Below are 24,318 nucleotides of genomic sequence, written 5' to 3' on the forward strand. Positions count from 1 at the left end.
GTCGATGGCCCAGCGGACTTATCTCGGAGACCGGGTCGCGGGCGGCCATCCGACGCTTTCGCTCATCGTCTGCACCATCGGCCGCGTCGAGCCGCTCGTCCGGCTGTTTGCGTCGCTTCTCGAGCAGACGAGCGCGGACTTCGAGATCGTTCTCGTCGACCAAAATCCGCCGGGAACGCTCGACGTGATTCTGGCGTCGGTCGTCGACCGACTGAAGATCCTGCATGTCGCATCTCCCCGAGGCCTCTCGCGCGCTCGTAACGCCGGTCTGCGAGAGGCCGCCGGCGCCCTCGTCTGCTTTCCAGACGATGATTGCTGGTACGCCCCGCATCTCGTCGAAGAGGTGATCGGCCGCTTTGCGCGCGAGCCCGGCCTCGATCTGCTCATGGGACGCACAGTCGACGCGGCCGGGACGAATTCCCTCGGCCTGTTTCTCGGCCATAGCGCGCCGGTCGACCGTCGCAATGTCTGGTTCGCCGGCAATTCGAATGGCCTGTTCCTTCGCGCAGAAGTCGCGAAAAGGATCGGCGGGTTCGACGAAGCTCTCGGCGTCGGCGCCGACACGCCGTTCCGATCCGGCGAGGAAACCGATTACGTGCTGCGCGCCCTCGCGCTCGGCGCGAAATGCTGGTTCCATCATGATCTGACCGTGTTTCACGATCAGGCGCCCGACCGCAACTCCGCCGCGATCTCCCGCGCAAGAGCCTATGCGCCAGGCTTCGGCCGTGTGTTGAGGCTGCATTACGACGCCTCTTATCTCGCCGAGCGTCTCCTGCGGACGCTCGCGCGCGCAATCCTGTCGGCGCTTTCGTTCGATCTTTCGACGGCACATTACAAGCTCGTCTGGGGTCTCGGCACGCTCAAGGGCTATTTATCACCTTGTGCAGGTGAAGGAACACGATTGCCAGGGCGAAGGTGAACGCTCCGAACGTATATCCATAGGCGAGCTTTCGCGGCTCGCTGAGATTTCCCCACGGCCATTGCGCCTGCTGCACGCCTTGCAATCGAAAGCACGCCATCGCCAGCGCGAAGGTGAAGGCTCCGACCGTATAGCGATGGACGAGTCGACGTGGCTCGCGCCAAAGCCGGAACAGCCATTCGAGCCTTGCGCGTCGAAGCCAGGCCGGAGCGCGTGGAACCGTCCCCGAGACGAAGTCGAACAATGCGCCGACGCCGAACGTCAGCCTGCTGTTCAATTCGTCGCGATGCGCGTCCATGAACAATTCCTGTCGCGGATTGCCCATTGCGACGAGCAGCACGTCCGGCGCATGGCTCGCGATTTCGGCAACGACCGCGGCCTCTTCGGCGGCGGAGAAATAGCCGTCGCGATAGCCGACGACCTCGTGCCATGGATAGCTCTCCGCGAGTCGCGCCGCGGCGCGCGCGACGACATCGGGCCTGGCGCCGAGCAGATAGATGCGCAGCGGCCGCTTGCTCGTCGCGAGAAAGGTCGGAACCAGGTCCGTTCCGTTCAGATTTCCCGGAAAGGCCGCACCTGTAACGAGCCGGGAGGCGATGTCGAGAGCGACGCCGTCATTGAACACCAGCATCTGCGCCAACGCATGGCGAAAGACCGGATCGAAAAAGGCATTGCTCGCCGTATGCGCATTGCAGAACGCCACGCGTCGGGAGCCTCGTCCCTCCAGCGCGTCTTCGATGCGACGCAGGGCTTCTTCGACAGTCAAATGCTCGATGCGAATGGGACCAAGATTCAATGCACGCTTCATCCGCAGACCTCGCGAGGGACGATTCCGATCTCACGAGAACATGAAGCGCCGTCATCACCAATGATATCTAAACAGGCTAAACTTCGATTTGTTCTTGGTTTTCCGATTCAAAGCAAGATTGCGACAATTCGATTCGAATATTATGCAAGGATGCGAATCCGCGGCAGAGCACGGGCCAATTCGAGTGAAGTCGATCGAGCGGTTCTCGCGTGCAGGCGACATCCGATCGCTAGAAGGATTCCGCTAAAACGGAAAGCGCGCTAGCGTCGAGATTGGATGTAGGCGCAGAACAAGATCGCGCCGATCGACAGCGGCCACAGCGCGTGTGCGAAGACGAACAGCATGGGCGACAGTCTTCGGCTCTCGTTCCAATTCATCGAAAGCGAAATGAGAGCGATGCCGCATCCGACCGCCAGATAGAGGTAAAACAAGGCCTCGACGCCCCACATCTGTCGCTCCCACGTCGATCGCCGCCAATGCGTTCGTCGACAATTCGAAACCTGACATGCGCGAAGCTCGGGCGCCGATATTAACATAAGCTTAAGGATAACCACGTCTATATTCGAGGGGCCATCCGACCTTCGCGAACACGCGACGTGCAGGAAAAATAGCGTCCATGAATCGAATTCGCCCCGGAAGCGAGCCGCAGACGGACCCGAGCGGGTCCCGCTCGCCCGAGCGCAATGCGGATGCGCCGAGCGCGCTCGATTTCGACGCCGGCGAATATGTCCGCTTCGTGCGGCGTCATGGCAAATGGATCCTGTCGATTACCGGGATCGCATTGATCCTCGGATTGTGCTTCTATCTGCTCGTGCCCGCGCGCTATCGCTCTGTCGCGGAGATTTTGCTCGATCCGCGCGGCGTGGCGCTGGCGAAAGCCGACCCCGCATTTCAGAGCCTCGGAGCGGACAGCAATCTGCTCGATCTCGAGACGCAGCGCTATCTCATCGTGTCGAGCAGCGTGCTCGGCGCCGTCGTCGATGAGGAAAGGCTCAACGAAGACCCGCAGTTCACGCGCGTCGGCTTCATCGGCAAGCTGCTCGGAAGCAAGCCCAACGACAGCAGAGAAGCGGCGATCGAAAAGCTCGCCGCCATGATCGAGGTCATGAGAGGCGAGCGCGCGCTGATCCTCGACATCATCGTAGTCAGTCCAGACCCGCGGCTCTCGGCGCGTCTCGCCAACGCGGTCGCGCGCGTGTTCTTTTCCCGGAATGGCGCCGCCCAGCGCGAGGCCGCGCGTCGGGCGGGCCTCGCTCTCCAGGGTCGCGCCGAGCAATTGGCGCAGGAGCTGCAAGACGCCGAAGCGAAAGTCGAGCGCTACAAATCCGAGCACGATCTTTCCGAGACGGCGGGAAAGCTCACCGCGGAGCAGCAGCTCGGCGATCTCAGCTATCAGCTCGGCCTCGCCCGCTCACAGGTCGCGCAGACCAGAGCCCGTTTCGAAGAGGTCACGAAGCTGCAACGCTCGAAAGCCGCGGTCGATCAATTGTCCGACGCGGTGCATTCGAACACGATTTCCGGCCTGCGCACGCAATATGCGACGCTGGTCCAGCAGAAGTCGGCGATGGAGATGCAATTTGGTCCCAAATTTCCGCCGCTGATCGATATCCAGCGGCAGATTCAGGAAGTCGGCAGGCTCATCGACGCAGAGCTCTCGCGGATCGCCGGCGCGGCGCTCAGCGATCATCGCCGCGCGCAGACGACGGAGGCCGATCTCGAGAGCAGGCTCGCGGGGCTCAAGCGGCGGTCGTTCCAGGTGAATGAGACGATGGTCGGGCTGCGCGCGCTGGAGCGCAGCGTCGAAGCGACGCGCAATCTCTATCAATCTTCGCTCAAGCGCGCCAAGGAGCTCGAAGAATCGCAGGAGGTCGACAGCTCCACGTCGCGCATCATCACCGAGGCCGTGCCCAATAACAAAAAGGCCGGCCCTCCCCTCCCGCTCGTGCTCGGCGGCGCTCTGATCTGCGGCATCGGCCTCGGCAGCGCAGCCGGTTATTTCCGCGACCGCATGGGCGCAAAGGCGCGCGAACCGGCGCATGCGTCCCGCAGCCTGTTCGATCTACCCATCCTCGCCGATTTTCGAGTCGTCGAAACGATGAAGGCGAGTGAACGGCCCTCGACCAGGATCCTGCGCTGGATTCTCGGCGTCGACAGGGATGCTGGACCACGCACGATCTTTTTTCTCGGACTCGACGACGATGGACGCAAGCCGAAGGTGATGTTCGAGATCGCGCTCGCCGCGCTCGACCGTGGTCGACGCGTCATCACTCTGGATACAAATCGGTCCGGCGGCGCGGCATGCCGCCTTTGGCGAAAGGAAGCCGCTCGATTGCTGCGCAAGGGAGCGGGCGGTCGGGATATCGAGCTGGTGACGCGCTGGCCGCACGACTCCTGCTTCGCGATCCATGATCGCTCCCGAGGCAGCGTGGAGTTCGCTTCGATTGCGGAAATGATCGATAGCGACGCCGCCGACCTTCCGCCTCGGCGCTTCTGGAGCGCGTTCAGAGACAGGCTTCGCGCCTTCGAGAACGCCGACATGATTCTCGTGAGCGCCAATGCCGAAGACTACGAAGCCTTCGCCGTCGACAGTCGCTCGGACGCTCTGCTCGCGCTCATCGACGGCGACCGACCGGAGCGGGGCGTTCTCTCCCGGCTCGCCGAGTCGATCGGCGCAGATATTCCGAGCTCCGCCGGAGTGGTTCTCGTCGGAGAAAGGGCGGCCGCATGAGAGCCGCCGCCCTCCCGAGCTTCGCCGCGATCGAGGAACGAACCGAAACGGCTCGTCTCCTCGCGGCCGCTCTGGTGTTCGGCGGCGTGATTTTCAATTTCGTGCTCTGTATCGTCAACGCCAAGATTTTCTCCATCAGCCCAGCGATCGTCATGCTCGCGGAGATGGGCCTCATCGGCGCGAGCCTCGCGCTCATGGCCAAGGACGCGACAGCGCTGACCGTCATCCTCCTCGGCTTCATGTCTTACGCGGCCTTTCTCAGCGCGATGCGAGCGTCGGTGGACTTGAAGGCGATCCGCGACGTGATCATCCCGATCATTTTCCTCTTTCTCGGCCGTCGCTTCGGCTCCGCCTCGATGGGCGATCGCCTCGTCGAGCTGTGCGTGTGGACGGTGCTGATCGTCGGCGTCTGCGAATACAGCTTTCTGACGCAATATCTGAAGATCGTCGACATCAGATCATACTATGTCGCGCGCGGCACCGTCGATCCGGCCTCGATCGACACCACCGGAACCGGCCTCTTCGCGAGCGGCATTCGTCCGGAAGGCAGAACGCTGCTGCCCTTCCTCGGCGCGCATCGCGTGTCCTCGATCTTCCTCGAGCCGGTGTCGATGGGCAATTTCGGCGCGATCGTGTTCGCATGGATCGCGCTGCGCAATTTCTCCAAGCCGGCCCGACTGGCGATCGAGCTCATCCCCGCCGTAGCGGTTTTCGTCATGGCGGATGCGCGCTTCGGCCTGATGGTGTCCTTGACCGCCTTCATCATCTATCCGGCCTCGAGACATGTCGGTCGCGTCATCCTGCTTCTGGCGCCCTTCTTCGTCATTTTCGCGCTGGCGGTGAACGGCTTCCTCAATGCCGACGTCATCTGGGACAATGGCCTCAAAGGGCGCATGATCCTTTCGGGACAAATGTTGTCGCATCTCGATTTCTGGGAGGCGATGGGCTTCATTCCGGTGACGCGCTTCGTGTCCGATTCCGGCTACACCTACACGCTGGCGAAATTCGGCCTCGTCGGCTGCATCGGACTGTGGAGCCTGTTCACTTTCGCGCCGACGGCGAGCGAGCAGGCCTGGCGCTATCGTCTTTTTATCGGCTTCTACATCACCGCGCTTCTGATCATCAGCGACTCCGTCTACTCGATCAAGACAGCAGCGCTGGCGTGGTTCTTGGCGGGATGCCTTGAGGCTCCCGACCCTGGCGACGACTTGCCGACACGCGACGACTTGCCGACACCTGACGACTTGCCGAAAATGGAACAGCGAGCGCAACGCATATGATGGAAGAGCCTCGATCACCCCGGGGAGGAACGCCGATCTCCTTCGGCGGCTGCGCCGGATTCTACCATGCCGGCCGCTCCCGCGTGGCCGTGCTGATCTGCAGCCCCTGGGGCCATGAAGAACTCAGCATGCGTTCGAGCTTGCGCGAGTTCGCGGATAATCTCGCGCAGGCGGGACTTCCCACGCTGCGCTTCGACTATCCGGGAACCGGCGACTCGCTCGATCCGAGCGATCGAGCATGGCGCCTCGAGGATTGGATCGCAGCCGCACATTCGGCAGCGGCGTTGCTGCTCGATATTTCGCGCGCGCGGCATCTCGTCATCGTCGGCCAAGGGCTCGGCGTCGCCGTCGCGATCGGCGTGGCGAGAGAATTGGAGGATGTCGCCGGCCTCGCGCTGCTCGCTGGCTTCGCTCGCGGCGCGCCCTATCTCAAGCAATTGAAGGTGAGCGCCACAATGCTCGCCGATGCGGCCGGACTCCCGCCGGCGGACGCCGGCGACGGCCTCGCCCTGCTCGGCTTCAAACTGCCCGCGTCATTCATCGCAGATGTGAAGCAGATCGATTTCGCGACTCTGGCGTCCTCGCCGGCGCCGTCCGCACTCGTCGTCGGCCGCCCCGGCGATCGACAGAGCGCCACGCTCGCCGACCATCTCGAGAAGCTCGGCGCCGCAGTCACGAGGCTGGATTATATCGACTATGAACGGCTGACGACCAATCCGCCCATCAAGGCGATGGCGCTCGAGACTTTCGAGCGGGCGGCATCCTGGATCGAAGAAATCCGCAGCGCTCGCGACAAGGAGACGAACGGCGGCGCGCCGCTCGCGCCGATCGGCGCGGAGCTCCCGCTCGCGACAGAGCGGTTTCAGGAAACGCGGTTTCGCTTCGGACCTCGAGGGCTCTATGGAGCGTGGTGCGAGCCGCAGGGACCGCGCCGCGGACGCGTGCTTTTGTTCCTCAACTGCGGGGCCAATCCTCACGCCGGCTGGCGCAGGATGACGGTCGAGCAGGCGCGCGCGCTCGCGCGGCGCGGAATTTCCTCGCTGCGCATCGACACATCCGGCATCGGCGACAGCCCGGCGCGGCCGGATGCGGCGACCAAAATCTATTCGCGACATCAGGTGGAGGAAGCGAGCGCCGCCGTCGATTGGCTCATCGAGCGCGGCGCGCGCGAGATCACTCTGGTCGGCGTCTGCTCCGGCGCGTATCAAGCCTTTCATACGGCTCTCGAGGACCGGCGGGTCGACGATCTCGTCATCGTCAATCCGGCGGTCTTCGTGTGGGACGACAATTATGAGGTCGAAGAATTTCTGAAATTGTTCTCGCGCAGCAATCTCACCTATTTCGCGCGCCTCACCGAGGCGGACGGCCTGCGGAAGCTGCTCAGCGGTCGCGTCGCGGTCGGCCGGCTGGCGAGCGTCGTCGCCGAACGCGTGCTCGACAAGATCAAAGGACATCTGGCGGCGGTCGTTCCCTGGTTCGAGGGCCCGATCGGACGCAGGGTGCACCAGCACTTCAATCAACTCCGAACGCGCGGCGTTCACATCTCGCTCGTCACTTGCGAGAATGATCTCAGCGAGGACGAGCTCGCCAAGCATTTCGGCGGAGGCGGGACGCGGCTGCGCGCCTATGCGAATGTCTCATGGTCGCGCATTCCGAACGCGGATCACAATCTCACCACGGACGCCAGCGTCGAATGGCTGACCGATCATCTGCTGGCGCGCGCGACGGCGAGCCGCGGCGGACAGACGCGCGAGGCCACGGAGGAATGCGACGCGAAGCGGCCGCTGGAAGGAACGACGTGAGTCGCGCCGCGCGCCGTTGGCTGGGCGTCGGCGCCATTCTCGTCGTTGCGGCGCTCGCCTCTCCGCGCTCCCTCGCGCAGCAGCGCGCGCCGACGATGGGCGCGGCGCCGCAGATCGGCGTCAATCTTTCCGGCGCCGAGCTCAATCCCGGCAAGGACAGGCGCAACTTCGATTATGTGTTGCCGACCGAAAAGCAGATCGACCATTTCGTCGCCAGGGGAATCCGGATGTTTCGCATTCCCGTGCTCGCCGAGCGCCTGCTCGGCCGGGGGCCGGAGGGCGAGAAGACGGAAGATTGGCTGGCGCTGCGGACGCTGATCGAGCATGCGCGCGACGCCGGCGCCAGCGTCATCGTCGATTTCCACCAATACGGCCGCACGCGCGCCGGCTTGATCGGCCGCGACGGCGCCGCGACGCGCGAGTTCGCCGCGGCCTGGGGGGAGACGGCGCGGCGACTGCGGCGTCATCGCAATGTGATATTCGGGCTGATGAACGAGCCGCACGAGCAGAGCGCGGCGGAATGGCTGAAAGGCGCCAATGCGGCCATCGCCGCCATTCGCGCGGCGGGCGCGCATCAGCTGATTTTGGCGCCGGGCTCCTATTGGACGGGCGCGCATTCCTGGACGACGACCGACAATGGCGAGGTCATGAAAGGGATCGTCGATCCGGAGCGCAATTTCGCTTACGAGGTTCATCAATATCTCGACGCCGACAGCTCCGGAACGAAGCCGGAAGTCGTCGCGGGAGCGGGCGCCTCGCGCCTTTCGGCCTTCACCGCCTGGGCGCGCGCCAATCGGGCAAGAGCCTTTCTCGGCGAGTTCGGCTTCGCGGCGACGCCGCAGGCGCTGGCCGAGGGCGCGGCGCTGCTCCGCTTCATGGAGCAGAACCGCGACATATGGATCGGCGGCGCCTATTGGGCGGCGGGACAATGGTGGGGGGACTATATGTTCTCGATCGAGCCGAAGAACGATCGCGATCGGCCGCAATTGGACGTGCTGCTCGCAAAATGACGCGCGAGGAAGCTGCGGCGAGGCCGGATGGTCCGGGGCTCTTGAAGCGGGACCTCGATTCGGATTATTCGTTGTCGCGTCCCACAGCGTCCACGCTGCGGGGCGCTGACGGCAATCTCCCGGTAGCTCAGCAGGATAGAGCAACGGTTTCCTAAACCGTAGGTCAGGGGTTCGAATCCCTTCCGGGAGGCCAGCGGGGCGAATTTTCTCAAATCCGTCCGTCCGTGGTCCTTCAGAAGTCAATGCGGATCACGCCGTCAGCGTGCGCGGCGCGCTGACGGCGACGCATTCCCCCATTGTATGCCCCCCTCGCGCCCGGGCGAGGGAGAGGCCGATCGTCACCACTCGAAGCGCAGCGAGCCGATCGCCGTGAACGGCGGAGCCGGAATCGCCGACAAGGGCGGATTGTAGTAATTGAACAAATTGTCGACGCTCGCGTAATAGCGCGTGTTCGTGATATTGCGCAGATTGATCTGCGCCGTCACCTTGTGGCCCTCATAGAGGGTCGTATAGCTCGCGAAAGCGTCGAGCCGCGCCCAGCCGGGAATGAGGAAAGTGTTCTGCTTGTCGCCCCAGGCGTGAGTGGCTGCGGTGACGCCGCCGCCGACGCGCAGGCCGAGGCCGCCCTCGCCGAAATCATAGGTGAGGAAAATCTTGCCCGAATGGCGCGGGGCATTGTCGAGATGATTGAGATAGAGGCCGCTCGTGCCGGCGTAGCCGAACGGGTCGAGCGGATTTTTGGGCGCGTCGGCGATCACCTTGGCGTCGAGATAGGCATAATTGGCGATGACGGTCCAGCGATCCGAGACGCGGCCGACCACGTCGAGCTCGACGCCGCGGCTCCTCTGCAAGCCCGCGAGCTTCTGCGCCGTCGGGTCGGGAGACGAATAGTCGCGCGTCGGAATGCCGGATCGGGTGATCTGGAACAAGGCGAGCGTCGCGGTCAATCCGTCCAGCGGCTCCGCCTTGGCGCCGACCTCCCATTGATAGCCGCGCTGCGGCCCGAGATTGGCGCCATTGACGTCGAAGCCGTTGTTGGCGCCGAAGGATTGCGAATAGCTGCCATAGACGCTCGCCTGCGGCAGCACATCATAAACGAGGCCGGCGCGCGGGCTCCACGCCGTATCGACGCGCGTCGTCGCCCGGTAGCGCGCGGCGGTCGCGGCCGCCACGGAGGCGCTGTAATCGCCGCCGAAGGAGTCGACTGCGCCGCGCGTCACTTCGGCCACGTCATAGCGGGCGCCGAGCAGCAGATGCGCCTTGTCGTCGAGGAATTTGACATGGTCCTGGACGTAGAAGCCCTTTTGCTGGCGAAGCTCCGACGAATGCCCCTTGTAGCCAACGCCGACTTTCGCCGCCCAATAGGTCGCGGGCGAAATTCCATAGACGGGATTGTAGATGTCGATCGACGGCGCCGAGCCGCTATCACCGAAAAAGTAATCATATTGGCCGTTGAAATAGTCGAGGCCCATCAGGAAATCATGCTTCGCCTCGAAAGTCGCGAATTTTCCTTCGAGGTCGAGGTTGGTCGAGATCGTGCGCCCCGAGAGCCACTGATATTCGCCGATGCGCGGCAAGGTGCGCATGTCGGAATTGACGCAATAGGGGAATCCGCAGAACATAGTGATCATCGTCTTCTCACTCGTCGGCGTCGCCGCATAGTGGAAGCGGTTGGTGAACTTCCAATTCTCATCGAGATTCTGCCGAAAGCGATAGCCGATGTTGAAGCTCTCGATGTGGTCGCGGGGATCGTTCGGCTCCTGGAAGGAGCGGGAAAGGGGCAGATTGGCCGGCGCCGACCCGATCGTCGGCATGCCGATGTCGCTCTGCGCCCTCTGGCCGAGGTACTGGGCGTCAAAGGTGAAATCCGTCCATTCCGTGGGACGGTAGCTGATGACGGGCGCGATCAGCACGCGCTCGCCGCCCTGAAACTGGCGGAACGATCCATTGTTCTGATAGGCGCCCGACACGCGATAGGCGAGCCCCGGGACCGCATCGACCGGCGTCGAGACATCCCATGTCGTGCGATAATGATCATAGGAGCCGATCTGCTGCTCCACGACGAAGCGCGGCTGCGCCAGCGGCTCCTTGGTGATGATGTTGATGAGGCCGCCCGGCTCGCCGCGTCCGAACAGAACCGAGGCCGGCCCCTTCAGCACCTCGATCCGCTCGATATTCGCGGTGTCGAAGCCGCTCGGATTGGATTCGCCGCCCGGAATGGCGAGATTGTTGCGGTAGATATAGATGCTCTGAAAGCCTCGGATCTTGAAGTTGTGGCCCTCGAGCTCGTTGTTGTTCGAGCGCACGCCGGGAACATTCTCCAGCGCATCGGTCAGATTGGTGATCGCCTGATCGACAATGACCTGCTTCGGCACGACATTCACCGAGACCGGGGTCTCGCGAATGGGCGTGTCGGTCTTGGTGGCCGTGCCCGCATCCCGGGCCACATAGCCCTCCTGCGGCGTCTTCGGCTCGCCGCGAAAGCGCGACTGGGACGCCGGCGCGCTGCTGGCGGCGCCGATGTCGATCGTCGGCAGGGCTTCCTGCGCCGCGCCCAGGGACGGAACGAGCAGGGTCATAGCGCAGGCGCCGCGCAGGAGGAGAGATCGTTGCATGGTCATGCTCCCGAGCGCCCGCTTCGAGCGCCCATAGAATCCGAGTTTTTTTGGGAAGTGATGGTCGGCCGCGCCGGCCCGGCGGCTCAGACGCGGACCGGCGGCGCGCGCGAGGACCAGGCGCTCGCCCATCCGGCGAGTGAAAATGACCGACGCTGGGGGATCGGCGCGCGACGCCTGCCCGCCGCGGCGGGAGGAGGAAAGCGTCGCGCCAAACGGGACTGCCGAGCGGCGCTGAACCGTCGCAGCCCGCCATACAGCAGAGCGCGCCCGCGAGGCAGGCGCTCCCGTGATCGCCGCGCGGCAACGCTGCGTCATGCGGGGCGCAGTCGCCACCCGCGGAGGCGACGAGGCCTTGGGATGCGGTCCGCGCGCCGTGCGGCTGCGCGACAATCATGCTCGAGACGAGCAGCAGCAGCGCGACCGCTCCGGCGAGCGCCCCGGAGGCGCGTCGCCACAGCGGCGCGCTGGGCACGATCGTCGAAAGGCGTCGAAATGGCCGCATCGCTCACTCTTTCAGGTTCGAGCGACACTAGCGAAAGCGCGGCGGCGAAGCCTGACAGCAATCTGTCGCGCGGCGACACGGCCCGGAATTCGGCGGCTCGTGTCTTTTCGGCAACAGCGCCGCAATGCTATGTCTACGTTTCCTCGATGAACGCTGCGCGAGCGGCGCTCCCGAGGAAACCAAGAGCGGCGGCATGCGAATATTATTGGTCGAGGACGAGTTGGAGGCGGCGCGCCTGATCGCGTCGCTGATCGGCGCGGCAGGATTTCTGGTCGATCGCGCGTCGTCGATCGCCGCCACGCGCGCGGCGGTGGCGCGGACCGCTTATGACCTCGTGCTGCTCGATCGCCGCCTGCCGGACGGCGACGGCCTCTCCGCTTTGACGCATGTGCGCGCGGCGCAGCCCGGCGTGCGCGTGATGATGCTCACCGCGATGGACAGTCTCGACGACAAGGTCTCGGGCCTCGACGACGGCGCCGACGATTATGTCACGAAGCCGTTTCAGGGCGAGGAGCTGGTCGCGAGGATAAGAGCGTGCCTGCGCCGCGCCGGCGGCCCGCGGCTGGCGCCGATCCGAGTCGGCGCCCTCTCCTTCGATCCGGCGACGCGCGAGGTGACGATCGAGGGCAAGACCGTCGCCTTGCATCGCCGCGAGCTCGATCTGCTCGAGGCCCTCGCGCGACGCGCCAGCCGCGTCGCGCCGCGCGAGATATTGTTCGAGGAGGTCTTCGCAAAGCGCTTCGACGTTCAGGACAATGCCCTCGACACGGCGGTGTCGCGCCTTCGCCGCCGCCTCGAGACGCTCGGCGCCGGCGTGAGCGTGCATACGTTGCGCGGCGTCGGCTATATGCTCACGGAGCAAGCGGATTGACGCGCGGATCGCTGGCGGCGCGCACGATCGTCTTGCTCTGCGTCGCGCAGCTCGTCGCATTCGCTATCGCTTGGCTCGTCAGCCTCGGCATCGGCCTCGGCGGAGCCGGCAGCCCGAACGGATTTCTCGCCTCCACCGCCGAGCTCGCGGCGACCCGCGCACGAAATCAGGTCCTCGCATCGCTGACCGTGAATCGGGACGGAGAGGTTCGCATCGAGCCCACATCCGATCTGCGCGAGGAGATGAGGCGCACGCCGGGCATGCGCTTCGCCGCCGTCCATACGAATAGTCGCAGCCCGGTTCCCGGATCGTCGCCGGAGCTGGCGGCGATGATCCAGCCGCTGATCGCGCTCGACCCGACTCATGTGCATTTTCTCGGCCCCGGCGACCAAAGGGGCCTGCGCACCGGCATGCTGGAGCCGCAATGGACGAGATTCGGCCGAATGCATATCGCGATCAGCGGGACCGCGTTCCAATGGAGCGACCTTTGGGATGAAGGTCTCGAAAGTTTGCGCTGGACCTATCCCTATCTCGTGACAGCGATGGTGATGAGCGTCGTCGCCGCGTGGCTCGCCGTCCGCTGGGGCCTCGCGCCTCTGCGCGCCGTCGCCGCCGAGGCGGCGGGCATCGACATGGACAGCCTGCATCAGCGCCTCTCCCTCGACGGCGTCTCCGCCGAGATCGAGCCGCTCGTGGCCGCCGTGAATGGCGCGCTGGAGCGGCTCGACGCCGGCGTCGCGCGGCAGCGCCGCTTCACCGCCAACGCCGCCCATGAGCTGCGCACGCCGGTCACCATTCTCGGCGCGCGGCTCGACGCCCCCGAGGAGCCGAGCTTCAAGACCGATCTGCGCCGCGACCATCGCCGCATCCGCAACATCGTCGAGCAGCTGCTCGCCACGGCGCGGCTCGGCGAACGGCAGGCGCGGCTCGCCGAGCCCGTCGACCTCTGCGCGCTCGCCCGCGCGATGATTGCCGACGCTGCTTTGCTCGCGGTGCGCTCGCGCCGCCGGATCGCCCTCGACGCGCCCGACGCGCCGGTGCTCGTGCGCGGCAATCGCGGCGCGCTCGAATCCGTCGTCGCCAATCTCGTGGATAACGCCCTGCGCGCCGAGCCGGAGGGCGGCGCCGTGCTCGTGCGCGTCGGCGCGGACAAGACGCTGGCTGTCGTCGATCACGGCTGCGGCGTGGCGTCGGGCGACCGCGAGGCGCTGTTCGAGCCGTTCTGGCGCAAGAGCGAGGCGACGCCGGGGACGGGCCTCGGCCTCGCCATCGCCAAGGAGGTCATGGACAGCCACGACGGGCGCATCGCGGTCACGGACACGCCGGGTGGCGGAGCGACCTTCACCATCGCCTTTCCCGGGCCGCCCGCATCCTCGAAATCGAGGCAGCGCGAGCGAGCCTGAGGGCTCGCGGTCCGAGCGCGGGTCTGGACCGCGAGGCGTCTCGCTCGCGGCTCAGCGGATCTGGAGGCTCTGCTCGATCGACGTCAGCTTCTCCGGCAGGCCGGCCACTGTATCGGCGAGAGCTGTGGCGAGCAGGCTCTCGGCGACGTCATGCTTGTATTCGTCGAGCAGATTGTCGAGCGCGACATAGGAATCGTCGATGATCGGCCGCGCCATCGCAGACGCCGCCTGCGTCGAGACATTGCGCGCAATGAAGTCGAAACGCGCCTTGGTCGGCTCGGGCAACATGGAGAGAACGGCGCGCTCATAGGCGCCGTCGAACATGTCGCGCAAGGAAAGAAGAGCCCGTGTCAGGCGATAGAGCTCGATGACTTCGAGACTGGCGGAACTCGGCAATAATTTTTCCATCTGGCAATCTCTTTTCGTCACTCGGGACAAGTGGCGCGACTTGACCGCGACGGCCTGCGGTTGTCAAGGGCTTGCTCCACTCGCGGTTACTCGACCTTTGCGCGCCTGCGACCCTGCCCCCGCCGCTCGGCGGCGCGCCTTTCGCCTCGATGGCGCCGCCCCGCCGGGCGCCCTATCTGCCGCCTCGCCGCCCTTGCTCCGGAGGCCGGATTGGACACGGATTATCTCGTTTCGGCCTTCGTCACCCTGCTAGTCGTCATCGAGCCGCTCGGTCTCGCGCCGGTGTTCGTCTCCGCGACGTCGGGACTCGACGCGGCGACGCAGAGGACCGTCGCCTTTCGCGCCTGCGTCTATGCGCTCGCCATTCTGGCCGGCGCGGCGCTGATCGGACAGAGGCTGCTCGGCGCGATGGGCATCTCCCTGCCGGCCTTTCGCATCGCCGGCGGCTTCCTCTTGTTCTCGATCGGCTCGGAAATGGTGCTCGGCGTCCGGCTGCAGCGCGACTCCAAAGCCGCCGAGCAGGCGCTCGCGGAGCATGTGCATCATATCGCCGCCTATCCGCTCGCCATTCCGCTGATGGCCGGGCCGGGCGCGATCACCGCCGCCATCCTGCTCGCCGGCGACGCCCATGGCAATGTGGCGATGCTGGCGACGCTGATCGCCGTCATCGCCGCCATTGTGGCGATCTGCTTCGTGTTCTGCCTGGTCGCCGGCCGGGTGGCGCAATTCTTCGGCACGGCGGCCAATCTCGTGCTGTCGCGGCTGCTCGGGGTGCTGCTCGCCGCGCTCGCGGTGCAATTCGTGGCCGACGGCGCCGGCGCCCTGCTGGGCAAATAACCTGCGAAAAAGGCGTCCCGCATGCGGGACGCCTCGTTCATGCCATGAGGACGAAAGCCGGTCAGGCGGCTTTCGCTTCGACGGTCTGCGCCGGGGCGCCGCCGCCGATCTCGATGCGCCTCGGCTTCTGCGCCTCGGGAATTTGCCGCACGAGGTCGACATGCAGCAGGCCGTTGGCGAGGCTCGCCGCGGTCACGACCATATGGTCGGCGAGCTGGAAGCGCCGCTCGAAGGCCCGCGCGGCGATGCCCTGATGCAGGATCTCGCGCTTTACGCCCGTGAGCTCGCCATGCTCTTTCGAGCCCTTGATGGCGAGCGTGTTCTCGCGCGTCTCGATCGACAAATCCTCGCGCGCGAAGCCGGCCACCGCCAGCGTGACGCGATAGTCGTTCTCGCCAGTGCGCTCGATATTATAAGGAGGATAGGCGGACGCCGCGTCCTGCGTTCCGACCTGATCCAACAGCGAGAAGAGGCGGTCGAAGCCGACGGTCGAGCGGTAGAGCGGCGAAAGATCGAAGTGACGCATGACATAGTCCTCCATGGGAAGCGACATGTTTGGCGCGATAGGGATCTCGACCCCCGTTCGCGCCGGGGATCAGCGCGTCCATTGCGGCCCGCGCTGATCCCGATGTGGGAGGCCTCCCTCCGCGGCGCAAGAGCGGCGAGAGGGTAAGAAAGGCAAAATCTCGGGTGTCGCATTTTTGTGACGGCGCCCGGATTTTTGCCCCGACGCTACCGCGGGCGTTGACGGGCAAATCGGCCGGGGCCAAGGTTCGCTCATGGCGGCGTCCCGATCAGGCGGATGGTTGTCCCGGCGCGCGCTGCTCGCGGCGCTCGGGCTGGCGTTGCTCGTCCTGCAAATGCTGGCCGCAAATCCAGCCGGCCGCCATGCGACCGGCCTTGCGGCAGGCGGCGCGACCGTCTCCGAGCTCTGCGAGCCGCATGCCGACGACCGGGCGCCGCCGCCTGCCCGCGAGGACCATGCGCCTTGCTGCCTCTTGTGCGCCGCCGGTCGCGATGGGCCTCCCCTGCTGCCCGTCGGTCTCGAAGAAGACGAGGCGCAGCCTGCAGCTCCCCCCTCCTCCCGTCTCGCTTATCGCGGGGACGATGGATCGAACGGCCGCCCCATCGGCTGGGCGAGCTCCTGGTCGTCGCGCGCGCCGCCCCTCGCCTGACGCCGCGCCTCGCGCGAACGATCACCATGAGGAGTCCGGGCGCGAAGCCCGGCGGACGCCGACGGATGTCGCCCATGTCCGACAGCAAGTTCAATTCGATCCGCGAGCTGTTCGCGCGCTCGCAGCGCGACTTGCTGCGGCTGCTCGCGCGCCGTGTCGGCCATGATGACGCGCCCGATCTGCTGCAGGAGACGTTTTTGCGCGTGATGCATCGCCAAATGCCGGAGACGGTCGTCGATCCGGGCGCCTATCTCCGCCGCACGGCGGTCAATCTGGCGATGGATTTTTCCCGCCGCCGGCGGCTGGAGACGAAGCTGTTCGTCCCCGAGGATGCGGCGCCCGAAACGCCGTCGCAGGACTCCTCTGTAGAGCAATCGCTCGAGGCCGGCAGGCGCGCGGATCTGCTCCGGCGAGCGATCGCGTCGCTGCCGCCCAAATGCCGGGAGGTCTTCGTCATGCGCATGCACGACGAGCTGCCGCAGGACGAGATCGCGCGCCGCCTCGGCATATCGCGCAATATGGTCGACCGGCATCTGCGCATCGCCATTCGGCGCTGTCGTCAGGCCGTGAGCTGATTTTTTTCGCGGGGCGCATCCCCGACGGCGATGCTCGATCGTCTGATAAAGTGACGGGCGTAGCGACGAACGGCCGAATGAACGAAGCGAGCGATAAGAAAGAAGAGCCGGACGCCCTCGAGGCCGCCACGGCCTGGTGGGTGCGGCGCGACGCGGGGCCTCTCACGCGCGAGGAGGACCGCGCCTTCGCGGCCTGGCTCGCCGCCGACGCGGCCAATGCGGCCGCCTATGACGAGATCGCCGCGCTCTGCGGCGAGGTGCGCGCGCTGCGCCCACGCATGGCGCAGGCGCCGCGGCGCCGGCGGCGGATCGTCGCGATGACGGCGCTCGCGGCCTCCCTCGCGGGCGTCGCCGCTTTCGACCAGCTGGCGCTGGTCTGGCGCGCCGACGCGCGCACCGGCGTCGGCGAGACGCGCGTGGTCCGCCTCGAAGACGGCTCGCGCGTGACGCTCGCCGGCCGATCCGCGATCGCCATCCATTACGGCGAGCGGCGGCGCGGGATAAGCTTGCTCGAAGGAGAGGCCTTCTTCGAAGCCGCGCCGGACGCCGCTCGCCCCTTCGTCGTCGCGGCCGCTGGAGCGAGCGTCACCGCGCTCGGCACCGCCTTCGACATGTCTCTCGACTCCGCCGGGGCGCGGGTGACCGTCGCCGAGCATGCCGTCACGGTCGAGAGCGGCGGCCGCGCGACCCGCGTCGACGAAGGACGCCAGAGCGCTTTCGTCGAGGGCGGGCCGGCGAGCGCGCCGTCTCCGGTCGCCGTCGACGATCTCACGGCCTGGCGGCGGGGCCGGCTGATCTTCGTCGACCGGCCGCTCGGCGAGGTCGTCGACATTCTCGCGCGCTATCACCGCGGCTATATCGTCGTCGCGAGCGAGGCGCTGCGGCGGCTGCGCGTCACCGGGGTGTTCGACGCCGGGGATCCGATCGGCGCGCTGCGCGCGGTCGAAGCCTCGCTCGAACTCGACGCCATTCACCTCACCGATTATCTCGTGCTGCTGCGCCGATGAGACGCATCGACACATCGCGCGCGCAGGCTGCGACGTTTTTTCACGCTGCAAAAGTGCGATTTTTTCCGGCTTGCACATGCGGGTTTTCCGCCTTCGCTCGTCTGAGACGGGAGAGGGACCGCTTCGTCCCGACGAAGAAAGTGGAGAACGACGAATGGCGCGGCGCATTTTTCGTCAAGAGTACAGCGGCATGGGCGCGACGGCACTCGCAACGGCGCTGAGCGCCTTCTTCTTCGGCGCCGACGCGCCGGCGGCGGCGCATGTCGCCATTCCCGCCGATGAAATGACGGCGGCGGTGAAATCCTATGAAATTCCTGCCGGCTCGATGACGGCGGCGCTCAATCGGCTCGCCGACTCCACTGGCGCGCAGCTCGTCTACAAATCGCGCCTCACCCGCGATCTCGCGACAAAAGGCGTCTTCGGCGCCTATACGCTGGAGGAAGCGCTCGACCGGCTGCTCGCCGGCACCGGCCTGCGCTACCGCCTCGATCGCAAGGGCGGCAGCGTCGCCATCGTTCTCGCGCAGAACGACGCGATCGTGAACGACGCCGGCGCGACGCCGCTGCCGCCGATCGACATCGCCGCCGAGCCACGCGGACGCCACGCCGATGGGAAGGCGCTCTCGACGCCGCTGCACTCTTCCGAGCTGACGGAGGATAAGCTCTACACGGCGCGCCCGACGGCGAGCGACACGGCGCAATTGCTGACCGAAGCGCCGGGCGTCGGGCTCTATGAGGCCGGCGGCGTCTCGCGGCTGCCGTCGCTGCGCGGCCTCGCCGACGACCGCATCAAAATAGTGCTCGGCGGCGGCGAAGTCACATCGGCCTGCGCCAATCACATGAATCCGCCGCTCTCCTACATCGACCCCAACAATGTCGGAAAGATCGAGGTGCTGTCGGGCGTGACTCCGGTGAGCAAGGGCGGCGATTCGATCGCGGGCGCCATCATCGTGGAGCCGAAGCCGCCGGCCTTCGCTGGACAAAAGACGGCGACGCCGCAAGGACTCTCGCCGTGGAAAAACGACAAGCTCATCGCATCGGGGACGATTTCGGCCTTCTGGCGCAGCACCAACAACGGGATCAGCATTTCGGGAACGGCCAATGCCGCGACCGATCATTTCAGCCTGCTCTACAATGGCGGCTATACGCGCGGGACCGATTATCACGCAGGCGGCAATGGTCCGAAGGTGCTCTCGACCGGCTTCATCTCCGAAAATCATTCGGCGACGCTCGCCTATCAGAACGAGGGGCATCTCTTCACGCTGCAAGGCGGCTATCAGAACATTCCCTATCAGGGCTTCGTCAATCAGCGCATGGATATGACCGCCAACCGCGCCTATTCGGTGAACGGCGGCTACAAGGGCGCATTCGAATGGGGACGGCTCGAGGCCAACGCCTATTGGCGGCATGTCTCGCATGTCATGGGCTTCCTCTACGACAAGCAGCCCGCCGACATGCCGATGAAGGCTTCGGGGACCGACTACGGCTATTCGATCAAGGCGGAAATCCCGGTGACGCCGACGGATCTCATCCGCGTCGGCAACGAGTTCCACGGCAATCATCTCAATGACTGGTGGCCGCCGATCGCCGGCAGCATGATGATGGGGCCGAACAACTATTGGAACATCAGTGGCGGCCAGCGCGATCGCGTCGGAACCTATGCCGAATGGGAGGCCAAATGGGCGCCGCAATGGTCGACTCTGCTCGGCGTGCGCAATGACGTCGTATGGATGAACACGGGCGACGTGCAGGCCTATGATCCGCGCGATCCCATTCCGATGGGCATGGGAATGGGAATGGGCATGATGATGGGCATGGCCAATCCGGACGCCACCGCGGCCAAGCTGTTCAACGCCCGGGACCATCGCCGCACCGACGTCAATTTCGACATGACGGCGATGGCGCGCTATCAGCCGGACGAGATCGCCACCTACGAGCTCGGCTATTCGCGCAAGACGCGCTCGCCCAATCTCTATGAGCGCTACACCTTCGGCGTCGGCGGCATGGCGAGCAGCATGATCGGCTGGTTCGGCGACGCCAATGGCTATGTCGGCAATCTCGATCTGAAGCCCGAGGTCGCGCATATGGTGAGCTTCACCGCCGCCTGGCGCGATCCAGCTCAGGAATGGGAAGTGAAGGCGACGCCCTATTTCAGCTATGTCGAGAACTTCATCGACGCGGACCGGATCGGCGGCTTCACGGACAAGAACAAGAGCTGGTTTCCTATCCTGCAATTCCGCAATCACAAGGCGCAGCTCTACGGCTTCGATCTCTCCGGACGCGCCAAGCTCGTCGAGACGCCTCAGATCGGCCGCTTCACGCTGTCGGGCGTCATCGGCTATGTGTATGGCGAAAACCTCGACACCGGCGACGGGCTCTATCACATCATGCCGCTCAACGCGCGCTTTGCCCTGGAGCACAGGCTCGGCGGCTGGAGCAGCGCCGTCGAGGTGCAGGTGGTCGACAGCAAGACGCATGTAAATGTCGCGCGCAAAGAGTGGCAAACGCCGTCCTACGCGCTGGTCAATCTGCGCTCGGGCTATGACTTCGGAACCGTCCGCCTCGATGTCGGGATCGCCAATCTCGGCGACGTGCTCTATTACTCGCCGCTCGGAGGCTTCGATTTCGCCGATTACAAGCGGACGAACGCGCCCGGCCCGGTCCCCGGCCCCGGCCGCACCTTTTACGCGGGCATGACTGTCCGGTTCTGAGCGCCCGCTCGCCGAGCGCTCCGCCTCCCTCGCCGGGGTGGCGGAGCGCCCTCGCTTCGCGCTTCCCATTCACGCTTTCCATTCGCACGCGCGGCGCATAAATCTTGCCGCATGAGCGAGGACAAGCCCGACCTGCCCGACCCCCTCGACGACGAGGACGACCTCGGCCCGGAGAGCGCGCCGGCCGAACTCGAGGCCGAGGTCGCCGACAGCGCGCCGGAGAGCGTGAGGCGCGGCGTCGCGGTCATCAAATCCTATTGGAAGAACGCGCCCAACGGCCCCGGCGTCTACCGCATGATCGCCGCCAACGGCGAGGTTCTCTATGTCGGCAAGGCCAAGAACGTCAGGAAACGCATAGCGAGCTACACGCGCCTCGCCGGCCATGTGAACCGCATCGCGCGGATGATCTCGGCGACCGCCTCGATGATGTTCATCTCGGTCGAGACCGAGACCGAGGCGCTGCTGCTCGAGACCAATCTCATCAAGCAGATGAAGCCGCGCTTCAATGTCTTGATGCGCGACGACAAGAGCTTTCCCTATATTTTGATCGCGCGCGACCATGACGCGCCGCAGATCACGAAACATCGCGGCGCGCGCGCGCGAAAGGGCGATTATTTCGGCCCCTTCGCCAATGCCGGCGCGGTGGGGCGGGCGCTCAACGCGCTGCAGCGGGCGTTTCTGCTGCGCTCCTGCACCGACTCCTTCTACGAGAATCGCACCCGGCCCTGCCTGCTCCACCAGATCAAGCGCTGCGCCGGCCCCTGCACCGGCGAAATCTCGATTGCCGATTATTCCGTGCTGGTGCAAGAGGCGCATGATTTCTTGACCGGCAAGAGCCGGTCGGTGCGCGAGCAGCTGGCCCGAGAGATGACCGAGGCGGCCGAGCGCCTCGAGTTCGAGCGCGCCGCGCGGCTGCGCGACCGCATCTCGGCGCTGTCGCTGATCCAGGGAACGCAAGGCGTCAATCCGCGCAGCGTCGAGGAGGCGGACGTCTTCGCCATCGCCAAGGAGGCGGGGCGCTTCTGCATCGAGGCTTTCTTCTTCCGCGCCTTTCAGAACTGGGGCGACCGCGCCTATTTCCCGCGCGCCGATTCGAGCCTCTCCGAGGAGGAGGTGCTCGGCTCCTTCGTCGCGCAATTCTATGGCGAGCATCCGCCGGCGCCGCTCGTGCTGCTCTCCCATGCGATCGAGGATCGCGACGTGCTGGCGGAGGCGCTGTCGGACAAGCTCGGCCGCAAGGTGGAGGTGGCGACGCCGCAGCGCGGCGAGAAGCGCGAGCTCGCCGACAACGCCCTGACCAACGCCAAGCAGACGCTCACGAGAAAGCTCACCGAGGATGCGAGCCAAGAAAAGCTGCTCGCCGCGCTCGGAGCCATGTTCGGCATGGAGAAGGCGCCGCGGCGGGTCGAGGTCTACGACAATTCCCATACGGGTGGCCAACAGGCGATCGGCGCGATGATCGTCGCCGGGCCGACCGGCTTCATGAAGACGCATTACCGCACCTTCAACATCAAGGGCGCGGAGATCACGCCCGGCGACGATTACGCCATGATGCGCGAGGTGCTGCGGCGCCGCTTCGCCCGCATCGCCAAGGAGAGCGACAAGGAAGAGGAGAGTCCCGACGCTTTTCCGTCGAAGCCGGACCTCGTGCTGATCGACGGCGGGCGCGGCCAGTTCGACGCGGCCCGCGCGGTCGCCGCCGAGATCGGGCTCGAGGGCGTGACCCTCGCCTCGATCGCGAAAGGCGCGGACCGCAACGCCGGCCGTGAGACCTTCTTCGTCGAGGAGCGCGAGCCGTTCCGCTTGCCGCCTCACGACCCCGCTCTCTATTTCGTCCAGCGCCTGCGCGACGAGGCGCATCGCTTCGCCATCGGGACACATCGGGCGCGGCGCAAGAAGGAGTTCACCAAGAACCCGCTGGACGAGATCGCCGGCGTCGGCCCCTCCCGCAAGCGGGCGCTGCTGCTCGCCTTCGGCACCGCCAAGGCCGTGGCCGGCGCGGCGCTCTGCGATCTCGAGAAGGCGCCGGGGATCAACAAGGCGACGGCGCGGCTGGTGTTCGATCATTTCCAGCGCGGCGAATGAGCCCGCGGCGCCTAAATTTTGCACGCGGGCTCGAGACGCCGGCGGCGCGCCCGAGCGAAACAAAAGTGAGTTTTGCCGAGATTTCCCGCAGGATGGCGGTCGAGCCGACCCGCCTGCCGGCGGTGAGAGGACGCGAGACGACGCAGTCTCGTCTATTGACAAGAGAGGCGCTCGCCATGTTCCCTCCGAACATGACATCGACGGCCATCCCTCCGCCGCGCCGACGGCACGCCTTCTCCTTGCCGAATATCCTGACCTATGGGCGTCTGGTCGCGGTTCCCGTCGTCGCGGGGCTGCTGCAATGGCCGGACGAATTGTGGATGCGCTGGACGGCGCTCGGCGTCTTCGCCGCCGCCGGCGTCACCGATTTCCTGGACGGCTATCTGGCCCGCGCCTGGGCGCAGCAGTCCTCGCTCGGGGCCATGCTCGATCCGATCGCCGATAAGCTGCTGGTGGCGGCGACGCTGCTGATGGTGGTCGCCGATCAGACCATCTCGGGCTGGACCATCTGGGCGGCGATCATCATCCTGTGCCGCGAGATCCTGGTCTCCGGCCTGCGCGAATATCTCGGGCAGCTCAAAGTGCCGATGCCGGTCTCGGCCATCGCCAAATGGAAGACGACGCTGCAGCTCATCGCGCTCGGCTTCCTTATCGCCGGGCGGGCGGGCGAGATCGTGCTGCCCGGCACAGTGAACATCGGCTGCGTCCTGCTCTGGATCGCCGCCGTGCTGACGCTCTACACGGGCTTCGACTATATGCAGGCCGGCTGGGCGCATTTCGGGGACGAGGAGTGATGAAGGCGCTCTATTTCGCCTGGGTGCGCGAGCGCATCGGCCGCGCCGAGGAGGAGCTCTCCCCTCCTCCCGAGGTGGGCACGGTCGGCGAGCTGATCGCCTGGCTGAAAACGCGCGACGAAGGCTACGCCCTCGCCTTCGAGAACGCCGCGGTGATCCGCGCGGCGATCGACAAGGCGCACGCCCGGCACGACACGGCGATCGCCGGCGCGCGGGAGATCGCGTTTTTTCCGCCGATGACGGGAGGATAGGCGAAACAGCGAGTAGCGAATAGCGAATAGAGCTACTCGCTACTCGCTACTCGCTACTCGCTTCATGACCCCCACTCTCCGCATCCAATCCGCCCCCTTCGATCCCGCGCAGGAAGCCGCGCGGATCGAGAACGGCCGCCGCGACATCGGCGCCATCGTCTCCTTCACCGGCCTCTGCCGCGACGAGGACGCAACGCTCGCCGCCCTCGAGCTCGAGCATTATCCGGGGATGGCCGAGGCGGAGATCGCCCGCGTGGCCGCAGAGGCGCTGTCTCGCTGGCCGCTGCAGGCGCTGACCATCATCCACCGCCACGGCCGCATTCTGCCGGGCGAAAAAATCGTGTTGGTGATCGCCGCCGCCCGCCACCGGGGCGAGGCCTTCGCCGCGGCCGAATTCCTGATGGATTATCTCAAGACCAGGGCGCCCTTTTGGAAGAAGGAGCATCGCGCCGACGGCTCGGTCGGCGACTGGGTCGCGCCCAAGGCGAAGGACGACGCGGCGGCCCAGCGCTGGCGCGAATAAAAAAGGCGGCCC

21 protein-coding genes and 1 tRNA gene are annotated in these 24,318 nt (G+C 65.8%); 17 read left to right on the forward strand and 5 right to left on the reverse strand.

All coding sequences use genetic code 11. The features are described from left to right. Positions 1–4 precede the first annotated feature (4 nt). Positions 5–919 (forward strand): glycosyltransferase family 2 protein, encoded by a 915-nt coding sequence (locus tag K3F48_RS12440; RefSeq protein WP_222575760.1) that lies wholly within the window; start codon positions 5–7, stop codon positions 917–919. Here the strand turns inward: K3F48_RS12440 and K3F48_RS12445 are convergent. Continuing rightward, on the reverse strand, positions 861–1,727 hold the full coding sequence (locus K3F48_RS12445; RefSeq protein WP_222575761.1) for a WecB/TagA/CpsF family glycosyltransferase: 867 nt from the start codon (positions 1,725–1,727) through the stop codon (positions 861–863). The two genes, K3F48_RS12440 and K3F48_RS12445, sit on opposite strands and share 59 nt — an antisense overlap. A gap of 260 nt (positions 1,728–1,987) precedes the next feature. After that, on the reverse strand, positions 1,988–2,176 hold the full coding sequence (locus K3F48_RS12450) for a hypothetical protein (protein WP_222575762.1): 189 nt from the start codon (positions 2,174–2,176) through the stop codon (positions 1,988–1,990). Between the two features lie 167 nt (positions 2,177–2,343). On the opposite strand from K3F48_RS12450, the gene K3F48_RS12455 reads away from it, so the two are divergent. The 5 genes from K3F48_RS12455 to K3F48_RS12475 all read left to right on the forward strand — a co-directional run bounded on the left by K3F48_RS12455 (position 2,344) and on the right by K3F48_RS12475 (position 8,740). Continuing rightward, entirely contained in the window at positions 2,344–4,455 is a 2,112-nt protein-coding gene (locus tag K3F48_RS12455) for a GumC family protein (protein ID WP_222575763.1), read from the forward strand. After that, positions 4,452–5,735, forward strand: coding sequence for a surface polysaccharide polymerase (locus K3F48_RS12460; protein WP_222575764.1), 1,284 nt, complete (start codon positions 4,452–4,454; stop codon positions 5,733–5,735). The genes K3F48_RS12455 and K3F48_RS12460 overlap by 4 nt, the downstream gene beginning before the upstream one ends. Then, the gene (locus K3F48_RS12465; RefSeq protein ID WP_222575765.1) at positions 5,732–7,537 is read left to right on the forward strand and encodes an alpha/beta fold hydrolase; all 1,806 of its coding nucleotides are present in this window, start codon (positions 5,732–5,734) and stop codon (positions 7,535–7,537) included. Before K3F48_RS12460 ends, K3F48_RS12465 begins: the two co-directional genes overlap by 4 nt. Next, positions 7,534–8,547, forward strand: a complete 1,014-nt coding sequence (locus K3F48_RS12470) for a glycoside hydrolase family 5 protein (protein ID WP_370631412.1) — start codon at positions 7,534–7,536, stop codon at positions 8,545–8,547. Before K3F48_RS12465 ends, K3F48_RS12470 begins: the two co-directional genes overlap by 4 nt. Positions 8,548–8,663: 116 nt before the next feature. Next, positions 8,664–8,740 (forward strand) — tRNA-Arg (locus tag K3F48_RS12475). A gap of 145 nt (positions 8,741–8,885) precedes the next feature. On the opposite strand, the gene K3F48_RS12480 is transcribed toward K3F48_RS12475, so the two are convergent. Beyond that, complete coding sequence (locus K3F48_RS12480) at positions 8,886–11,162, reverse strand: TonB-dependent siderophore receptor (RefSeq protein ID WP_222575767.1); 2,277 nt, start codon at positions 11,160–11,162, stop codon at positions 8,886–8,888. Between the two features lie 698 nt (positions 11,163–11,860). Here K3F48_RS12480 and K3F48_RS12485 point away from each other — a divergent pair. Next, positions 11,861–12,538: a response regulator transcription factor gene (locus K3F48_RS12485; protein ID WP_222575768.1), complete on the forward strand. Its 678-nt coding sequence runs from the start codon at positions 11,861–11,863 to the stop codon at positions 12,536–12,538. Further along, positions 12,535–13,941 carry a cell wall metabolism sensor histidine kinase WalK gene (locus K3F48_RS12490; protein ID WP_222575769.1) on the forward strand — a complete coding sequence of 469 codons (1,407 nt, stop codon included), beginning with the start codon at positions 12,535–12,537 and terminating at the stop codon, positions 13,939–13,941. Before K3F48_RS12485 ends, K3F48_RS12490 begins: the two co-directional genes overlap by 4 nt. 51 nt (positions 13,942–13,992) lie before the next feature. Here the strand turns inward: K3F48_RS12490 and K3F48_RS12495 are convergent, their stop codons facing one another. Continuing rightward, entirely contained in the window at positions 13,993–14,349 is a 357-nt protein-coding gene (locus K3F48_RS12495) for a hypothetical protein (RefSeq protein ID WP_222575770.1), read from the reverse strand. A 210-nt stretch (positions 14,350–14,559) separates the two neighbouring features. Between K3F48_RS12495 and K3F48_RS12500 the strand changes: the two genes are divergently transcribed. Further along, the gene (locus K3F48_RS12500) at positions 14,560–15,186 is read left to right on the forward strand and encodes a MarC family protein (protein WP_222575771.1); all 627 of its coding nucleotides are present in this window, start codon (positions 14,560–14,562) and stop codon (positions 15,184–15,186) included. Positions 15,187–15,247: 61 nt separating this feature from the next. Here K3F48_RS12500 and K3F48_RS12505 read toward each other — a convergent pair whose 3' ends face one another. After that, positions 15,248–15,712: an Hsp20 family protein gene (locus K3F48_RS12505; RefSeq protein WP_222575808.1), complete on the reverse strand. Its 465-nt coding sequence runs from the start codon at positions 15,710–15,712 to the stop codon at positions 15,248–15,250. A gap of 280 nt (positions 15,713–15,992) precedes the next feature. Between K3F48_RS12505 and K3F48_RS12510 the strand changes: the two genes are divergently transcribed. The 8 genes from K3F48_RS12510 (at position 15,993) to K3F48_RS12545 (ending at position 24,306) form a co-directional block, all read left to right on the forward strand. Continuing rightward, positions 15,993–16,361, forward strand: a complete 369-nt coding sequence (locus K3F48_RS12510) for a hypothetical protein (RefSeq protein ID WP_222575772.1) — start codon at positions 15,993–15,995, stop codon at positions 16,359–16,361. Positions 16,362–16,435: 74 nt separating this feature from the next. Then, entirely contained in the window at positions 16,436–16,936 is a 501-nt protein-coding gene (locus tag K3F48_RS12515; protein WP_222575773.1) for an RNA polymerase sigma factor, read from the forward strand. 77 nt (positions 16,937–17,013) lie between these two features. Next, entirely contained in the window at positions 17,014–17,943 is a 930-nt protein-coding gene (locus tag K3F48_RS12520; protein ID WP_222575774.1) for a FecR family protein, read from the forward strand. A gap of 190 nt (positions 17,944–18,133) precedes the next feature. Next, the gene (locus tag K3F48_RS12525; RefSeq protein ID WP_255608915.1) at positions 18,134–20,653 is read left to right on the forward strand and encodes a TonB-dependent receptor; all 2,520 of its coding nucleotides are present in this window, start codon (positions 18,134–18,136) and stop codon (positions 20,651–20,653) included. Positions 20,654–20,764: 111 nt separating this feature from the next. Next, complete coding sequence (gene uvrC / locus K3F48_RS12530) at positions 20,765–22,738, forward strand: excinuclease ABC subunit UvrC (protein WP_222575776.1); 1,974 nt, start codon at positions 20,765–20,767, stop codon at positions 22,736–22,738. A gap of 191 nt (positions 22,739–22,929) precedes the next feature. Beyond that, positions 22,930–23,532: a CDP-diacylglycerol--glycerol-3-phosphate 3-phosphatidyltransferase gene (pgsA, locus tag K3F48_RS12535; protein WP_222575809.1), complete on the forward strand. Its 603-nt coding sequence runs from the start codon at positions 22,930–22,932 to the stop codon at positions 23,530–23,532. Next, positions 23,532–23,783, forward strand: coding sequence for a molybdopterin converting factor subunit 1 (gene moaD / locus K3F48_RS12540; protein WP_222575777.1), 252 nt, complete (start codon positions 23,532–23,534; stop codon positions 23,781–23,783). Before pgsA ends, moaD begins: the two co-directional genes overlap by 1 nt. Positions 23,784–23,847: 64 nt before the next feature. After that, entirely contained in the window at positions 23,848–24,306 is a 459-nt protein-coding gene (locus K3F48_RS12545) for a molybdenum cofactor biosynthesis protein MoaE (RefSeq protein WP_222575778.1), read from the forward strand. The last annotated feature ends 12 nt before the right edge of the window (positions 24,307–24,318 follow it).

Origin of the sequence: Methylosinus sp. Sm6 (assembly GCF_019802345.1) — a bacterium.
Classification (GTDB): Bacteria; Pseudomonadota; Alphaproteobacteria; order Rhizobiales; family Beijerinckiaceae; genus Methylosinus.

Bases quoted from the DNA above. Each gene is read 5' to 3' on its own strand.
- K3F48_RS12440 (WP_222575760.1), top strand. From the start codon at position 5: ATGGCCCAGCGGACTTATCTCGGAGACCGGGTCGCGGGCGGCCATCCG.
- K3F48_RS12445 (WP_222575761.1), bottom strand. From the start codon at position 1,727: ATGAAGCGTGCATTGAATCTTGGTCCCATTCGCATCGAGCATTTGACT.
- K3F48_RS12450 (WP_222575762.1), bottom strand. From the start codon at position 2,176: ATGTGGGGCGTCGAGGCCTTGTTTTACCTCTATCTGGCGGTCGGATGC.
- K3F48_RS12455 (WP_222575763.1), top strand. From the start codon at position 2,344: ATGAATCGAATTCGCCCCGGAAGCGAGCCGCAGACGGACCCGAGCGGG.
- K3F48_RS12460 (WP_222575764.1), top strand. From the start codon at position 4,452: ATGAGAGCCGCCGCCCTCCCGAGCTTCGCCGCGATCGAGGAACGAACC.
- K3F48_RS12465 (WP_222575765.1), top strand. From the start codon at position 5,732: ATGATGGAAGAGCCTCGATCACCCCGGGGAGGAACGCCGATCTCCTTC.
- K3F48_RS12480 (WP_222575767.1), bottom strand. From the start codon at position 11,162: ATGCAACGATCTCTCCTCCTGCGCGGCGCCTGCGCTATGACCCTGCTC.
- K3F48_RS12485 (WP_222575768.1), top strand. From the start codon at position 11,861: ATGCGAATATTATTGGTCGAGGACGAGTTGGAGGCGGCGCGCCTGATC.
- K3F48_RS12495 (WP_222575770.1), bottom strand. From the start codon at position 14,349: ATGGAAAAATTATTGCCGAGTTCCGCCAGTCTCGAAGTCATCGAGCTC.
- K3F48_RS12505 (WP_222575808.1), bottom strand. From the start codon at position 15,712: ATGCGTCACTTCGATCTTTCGCCGCTCTACCGCTCGACCGTCGGCTTC.
- K3F48_RS12515 (WP_222575773.1), top strand. From the start codon at position 16,436: ATGTCCGACAGCAAGTTCAATTCGATCCGCGAGCTGTTCGCGCGCTCG.
- K3F48_RS12520 (WP_222575774.1), top strand. From the start codon at position 17,014: ATGAACGAAGCGAGCGATAAGAAAGAAGAGCCGGACGCCCTCGAGGCC.
- K3F48_RS12525 (WP_255608915.1), top strand. From the start codon at position 18,134: ATGGGCGCGACGGCACTCGCAACGGCGCTGAGCGCCTTCTTCTTCGGC.
- uvrC (WP_222575776.1), top strand. From the start codon at position 20,765: ATGAGCGAGGACAAGCCCGACCTGCCCGACCCCCTCGACGACGAGGAC.
- pgsA (WP_222575809.1), top strand. From the start codon at position 22,930: ATGACATCGACGGCCATCCCTCCGCCGCGCCGACGGCACGCCTTCTCC.
- moaD (WP_222575777.1), top strand. From the start codon at position 23,532: ATGAAGGCGCTCTATTTCGCCTGGGTGCGCGAGCGCATCGGCCGCGCC.
- K3F48_RS12545 (WP_222575778.1), top strand. From the start codon at position 23,848: ATGACCCCCACTCTCCGCATCCAATCCGCCCCCTTCGATCCCGCGCAG.